A 6,088-nucleotide genomic window follows, 5' to 3' on the forward strand; every position below is an offset into this window, starting at 1 on the left:
AATATGAAAACCTTCGCGACCGGTGATGGCCCAGCTCATTCCGAAGGCGCCGATGCCGGGATGGGAGTTGCTGCTCAAATTGTACAGGCGATTATTTTTGCGGTCGATGATGATTTTGCCGGTGGACGGCTCTTTATCCCATGGACCTTCCGGCCTGCGGCTTTGATTGATCATGTGGCGCAAGCCCTCATACTCGATGGAAATATTTTTAAGCGTTTTGATTTTTTCCGCGCCGCCCAAAGCGGCAATGCCGGCATTTAAAATCGTTTGCGCCTTTTGATAAGAACGCATAGCCGGCGACGCATCTGCGCCGGTCGATTCGGGAGATTGCTTTTCCGGGCTGCAACCGAAAATGAAAATGCCGAGCAACAACGTTGCGATTTTTTGAGCGCGCATACTTTGTCTTTGCACAATTTTGTTTTCAAACATACTACGCCATTCCATTTTTACTGCTAATGGCCGTTATCTACTCGCGGACGAGGTTCGTGAAATGCCAGCCACGACCATTTGCTGCCATTCCATTCCCAAGTATCACCGAAAACTCTCTCGCCGTCGTGGCCGCCAAAGAGCACGAGGCGTTGGCGTTTGGCATCATAGACCATCGCGGCATGATTGCGCGCTTCCGGCCCAGCGGCGTCAATTTGTTTCCAAATAATTCCATCGAAGATCCACGTATCGCCAACGCGAGTCTTGCCATTCCAGCCACCGAATCGCAGCACGTGTTGGCGCGCTTCATCAAATGCCATGACACTATTGAAGCGGCCTGCAGCAATGGCGGGTTTTATTTCACTCCAACTCTTGCCGTCCCACGTCCAGGTTTCGCCCGAAGGGCCATTGCCGCCAAAAAGAATAACGCGCCGGTGAATGGGATCGTAAGTCATCGTCACACCGTTACGATGGGATGGTCCGCTATTACTCACTCGTTCCCAAGTTTTGCCATCCCATTCCCACGTATCGCCGAAACGGGTTCTTTTGCCGGCAACAACATTATATCCACCAAACAACACGAGACGGCGACGCGCGCTATCATAAACCATGCACGCTTCCGCGCGGGCAGGAGGCGTCGTGGTTTTGATCATCTGCCAACGTGCACCGTCCCATTCCCACATGTCATCGAGAAAAGTGTCTTTGTCATTCTCCGTTCCAAACAGCACGCGATTGCCGCCGAACAGAACGAGGCGCTGGCGATCACCATCATAAGCCATCGACGAAAACGTTCTCGGCACCGGTCCGCTCGCAGAAATTTTGTGCCAGGTTTTGCCGTTCCATTCCCACAAGTCTCCCAACACGCGGCGATCATCGGCGCCGCCGAAGAGCATCACTTTTTCACGGTCGTTGTCATAAGCCATGGCGTGCGCGTTTCTGACCGTCAATGAATCAGTCTCCCCCGCCTGATTCCATTCATATTTTGATGCGGCTGCGAAAATTAGATTGAGGAACAGAGCAAGGATCATCGCGCTTGTGGAAAAGTGCCGGATTGGAAACATCATCCGCTCTCAATATTGAATCTGGACGCCGTTCACATCCTCGATAGCAGCGACGATGCCCCAGCCGCCGAAATCTTCCGAAACCGCCAGCCACAACTCGTTGCGGCCCTTTTTCAACGGCAAATAAACCGCATCCCACAAGCCAACAGTGCCCAGAAAGCGATAATCGCGCGAGACAAAATTGTCGGTTCCGGCATAGAGCAGATGATCATTGAAAAAAACGCGCACGCGATCACTGAAGCCAAATTTGATTTCTTTAATCTGTTCACGCTCAGAGTTGATGATGACGCGGGCGAATGTCGTGTTGCTCTGCTCATCGAGCGGGAGCAAGCGCGAGAGATTGGCGATGCCGGTCGTTTCGCATTCCAACTTCTTCCAAGTCAATCCGGTTTTGTCAGCTTCGCCCAGTTGAAATTTGCCCTGCAAATTTTTTTCAGGAAAACCATTTGAAACCCACCACGCCGTGATCACGCCCTTGGGCGCGGGCTTCGGAGGTTTGGCTTTGCCCTTGAGCACCGGCATCTCCGAAGCGGTGAAAGAAAAATTTGAATAATGCGCCGGATTATTATTTCCTGCACTCAAACCGACCTGGCCGGAGGCCGGTTCAAACTTAAGCTCGGGAATGAAAAGCGCAGGCGTTTCCATGTCCATGATGTAAACTTCCGCCTGCTTGCCGGCGACAACGATTTTCACGTGCATCCATTCATTGAAGCGATAGCGTGTCGGTGTCGCATAATCTTCACCGTAGTAAAGCTGCCAACCGGCATTATCATTAAAAACGGGCGTGTATTGGTTCGCATCCGGATTGCCGGATTGGTGCGGACGAAAATAAAATTCTTCATAGTTCTGCTTGTCCTGTGCACGCCAGACGGCTCCGACAAAAGTGCGTTCCGGGGAAAAGGCAATGTCGAATTCGATAATGCCGTTGAGAAATTTCGAGTCTTTGACCAGCGCCAATCCGCCCTTCAGAAAAAGGCTTGGCCGGCCAAGATACTCTTCGACACGGCTTTCTTTGGCGTCGATTTCCCAACGGTTCGAGTCGAAGGGAATGATTTGCGCGTGCAATGGCAAGCTGAGGCAAAACGTGAATGCGGCGGCAAAAATTTGTTTGATCATATTTTTTTCATGCATTAGTCTTTTTTCCTCACAAAAACACGTTTACTTTCAAAGGAGCCGCGCGGGCCGTCAAAGTAGTAATCAATCGTCAGCGTGCTGCCATCCGGCGAAAGTTGCCATTTGCGGGTGATCTGCTGCGTCACCTCCTGGCCTTCAGGAGAAGTCGAAGTAATTTCATCTTCAATGAGAATCCCTTTGTTGTTGCGAAGCCATGAGGCTTTGCGTTTGCCTTTCGCATTCGGCGGATTCGGCGGCGTGAAGTCGCTTGGCTTGCCATCCAATGTATAACTCTCGTTGAGATCGACTTCACCGCCGCGCGTGGTCTTTTGTTTGCCGGTGAGCTTGATCTGATCATTCTCGTGCGTGATGGTCATGGTCTGCTCGAGTCCGGCGGGATTGCTGAAGCTCTTGTCTTTATCCAGCACCCACGTGCCGCTGAAATTGGGCTTGTCCGCGGCAAGGCTGAAAACGTTGAGCAGCATGGTTACACAGAGAAATGTGATTCTAAATTTCATTTATGCTCTCCTATTCCAGGATAATTTCGAAAGAACGGCGAATGGCAGAATGATTTAATGGCAGAATCATTAAAAGCTTTTGTATCATTCTGTCGTCAAATCATTCTGCCATTACCTTGTGCCAATGCAATACAAATGCTTCTCGCCACGAATGAAAATCATGCCATTGGAAATTGCCGGCGAGGCGAACACCGGCTCTTCGATGGAGTTGGTCGCCAGCACCTCGTGTTGCGGGCCGGCTTTAATGACGAACGTATCGCCGTCTTCGCTGATCATCAAAATTTTGCCATCAACGGCCACTAGCGAAGCCGTGAACGTTGCCGGAATCGGAAGTCGCCCGCCTTCATAAACCACGGCACCGGTTTTTGCCTCGAGGCACGTAAGAATGCCGCGATCTGAAGCCAGATACACGTAATCCCCGAGGAGTATCGGCGAAGGAACGTAGGCCGAGCCTTTGTTGTAGCGCCACACGATATTCGCATCCAGGCTGTCCAATTCACCGGAGGCGCCGAGCTTGATGGCGATGGTGCGCTTCAGTGGAAAACCCGCAGAGATGAAAACCATGCCGTGCCCAACCAGCGGCGAGGCGATGGCGTTGCTGGCGTGGCCTTTGGTGCGCCACCATTCTTTGCCGGTTTTCGGATCATACGAGATGATCAGCTCGTTGCCACTGGTGATCAATTCCGCGCGTTGCGGCGTGCGCACGATGAGTGGCGTGGTCCAGCTCGCCTGCACTTGGCGCGGCGTTTTCCAAATCTCCTTGCCGGTTTTTTTGTCGTAAGCTACCATGAAAGATTTCTCGCCGTTGTCTTCGTCGCATTGCAAGATGACGAGATTCTCAAACAACACCGGCGACGTGGCCGTGCCCATCCCGAGAGTGGCAATTGGGCCTGGCGAAGTTTTCCAGATTTGCTTGCCGCTGAAATCATAGCAGTACAAGCCTTCGGTGCCGAAGTAGGCAAAAACATATTGTCCATCGGTTGCCGGCGTAGGCGAAGCGTGACTGCTCTTGCGATGGCGATCATCGTAGACCGTGCCTTCGTAGGCCGTTTGTTCCCAAAGTAGTTTGCCAGTATCACGATCGAGGCAGATCACTTTGAACGTGTGCTGGCGATCCGCGCCCACCGCGTCGGGATGTTTGAATTCCTGGCCATCGATGATGTGCTTGACCGCTTGCGCGCCCGGGACAACCTCGCCTTCGATTTCTGCCGTGAGAAAAATTCTGTTATTCCATACAATCGGCGAAGAATTGCCGCTGCCGGAAAGCGGCGTTTTCCATTTGATGTTCTTGCTGCTGCTCCATTCCGCAGGTAAATTGGTTTCGGATGAAACGCCGGTGCCGTCCGAGCCGCGCCATTGCGACCAATTGGAATTTTTAGGCCCAGCACTTGCGTCGACTGATCCCACAAGCACGAATAACAATAAAATGAAACGCGATAAAGCTCTCATAGTTTGATCGCTCCCGAGATAGAAGGTGAGAAAATAAATTTTCTGAATTTGTTTATGTGTGCTGAGTTTTGTAATTCGATTTAAGCGTAGCGCGCAAGTGCTTCACTCCTTGATCAAACTCAAATCACGCAGGATGGCTTTCGTGATCGAAACTCTTGTCTTGGCATCCTCTGGCTTCAGGAGGGCGATATTGGTTGCGAAGAAATAAACATTCTTGGCGTGCTCCACATAGCCGACAAACCAGCCGACTTGCCTAGACCAGCCCGTCTTTGCACGCAAGACATAATCCTCGCCCTGCTCGAAGATTAGAATGTTTTTGACAATATCCATCGCACGCTGCGAAAACGGCAGGGTGTTTTGATGGAGCCGAACCAATAGCGCAATTTGCTCGCGCGGCGTAATGCGCAAGTCGCCCGTCAGCCAGAACCTGTCGAGGCCGCCTTTGATATTTTTATTGCCATAGTCTGCCAGATCGACGTAGTGTTGCATGCGTTCCAGGCCGATGCGACGCGCCAGCTCTTGATAGAACCAAACCGCAGAATACTTCATCGCGGTGCGCATGTTGTGATCTTGATTCCACGCCGTCACGTCGCGAACTGTGCCATCCCATTTAAAAATTTCATTTTCATCAGCGATCACGCCAGTTTCGAGCGCAATGAGAGAGTTTAGAATTTTGAAAGTCGAGGCCGGCACGTAGCCTTGCTGCAAACGTTCGGAGTTGTACGCAAGATACTTGTCGTTCTTCAAATCATAGAGCAGAAACGCGCCTTCGACTCCGGCCTCTTTGAAGTATTTCGCAAAGTCGTGCCGTTCTTCCCATTTGCTTTGATCAACAAAAGAGAGACCCGCCGCAGCGAGCAAAATTATAATGGTTTGAATCATCATCTACATTTTCCGTTCTGCAATGCCGAACACATGATGCCGGCCGCGAATAATGAGCATGTCGTCCGCAATCGCCGGGGTCGCCATCATCGCTTCGCCCATCGGGTTGATGGCAAGCAGCTCGTATTGCGGACCGGCTTTGATCACGTAAACTTCGCCGTCCTCGCCGGCAAAGTATAAGTGACCATTGGCTGCCACCGGCGAAGCGCTGAAGCCGATACTCTGCTCGTTGATGCGCTGCTGATAAATTTGCTCGCCCGTCTTCGCGTTGAAACAAGTCAACACGCCCTTATCGGTGCAGGAATAAAGATAATCCCCATAAACGATCGGCGTTGGAACATAAGGCCCGCCGCGTTCGGATTTCCACGCCACGTGCGCATTGGCGTTTTGTCCCTCCTCCAAGGAAATGTCACCGCTTGCATTCGGCCGCAACACTTTGATTGGCCTTCCGCCCGGCCAGCCGCCGGTGAGATAAAACATCTCGTGCGCGATGAACGGCGTCGGCACTTGGACGATCAGCTCGTCATTGGCAAATCGCCAAAGTTCCTTGCCGGTCAAGGGATCATAGCCGCGAATGTGTTTGGGCGCATTTGTGATCAACTCGTCACGGCTCTTGCCGCGATAAATCGTCGGTGTGCT

Annotated in this window: 7 protein-coding genes; all 7 read right to left on the reverse strand. The window is 51.9% G+C overall.

Annotated features, from left to right (window positions below):
- Positions 1-396: hypothetical protein (locus FBQ85_25255; protein MDL1878441.1), on the reverse strand; the 396-nt coding region annotated here is incomplete at its 3' end.
- A gap of 56 nt (positions 397-452) precedes the next feature.
- Entirely contained in the window at positions 453-1,490 is a 1,038-nt protein-coding gene (locus FBQ85_25260; GenBank protein ID MDL1878442.1) for a hypothetical protein, read from the reverse strand.
- A gap of 6 nt (positions 1,491-1,496) precedes the next feature.
- Positions 1,497-2,603, reverse strand: coding sequence for a hypothetical protein (locus FBQ85_25265; GenBank protein ID MDL1878443.1), 1,107 nt, complete (start codon positions 2,601-2,603; stop codon positions 1,497-1,499).
- Between the two features lie 14 nt (positions 2,604-2,617).
- Entirely contained in the window at positions 2,618-3,118 is a 501-nt protein-coding gene (locus FBQ85_25270) for a hypothetical protein (GenBank protein MDL1878444.1), read from the reverse strand.
- Between the two features lie 111 nt (positions 3,119-3,229).
- Positions 3,230-4,567, reverse strand: a complete 1,338-nt coding sequence (locus tag FBQ85_25275) for a hypothetical protein (GenBank protein ID MDL1878445.1) — start codon at positions 4,565-4,567, stop codon at positions 3,230-3,232.
- A gap of 102 nt (positions 4,568-4,669) precedes the next feature.
- Entirely contained in the window at positions 4,670-5,452 is a 783-nt protein-coding gene (blaOXA, locus tag FBQ85_25280; GenBank protein ID MDL1878446.1) for a class D beta-lactamase, read from the reverse strand.
- On the reverse strand, positions 5,453-6,088 hold a 636-nt coding region (locus FBQ85_25285; protein ID MDL1878447.1), incomplete at its 5' end, for a hypothetical protein.

Source organism: Cytophagia bacterium CHB2 (assembly GCA_030263535.1).
Classification (GTDB): domain Bacteria; phylum Zhuqueibacterota; class Zhuqueibacteria; order Zhuqueibacterales; family Zhuqueibacteraceae; genus Coneutiohabitans.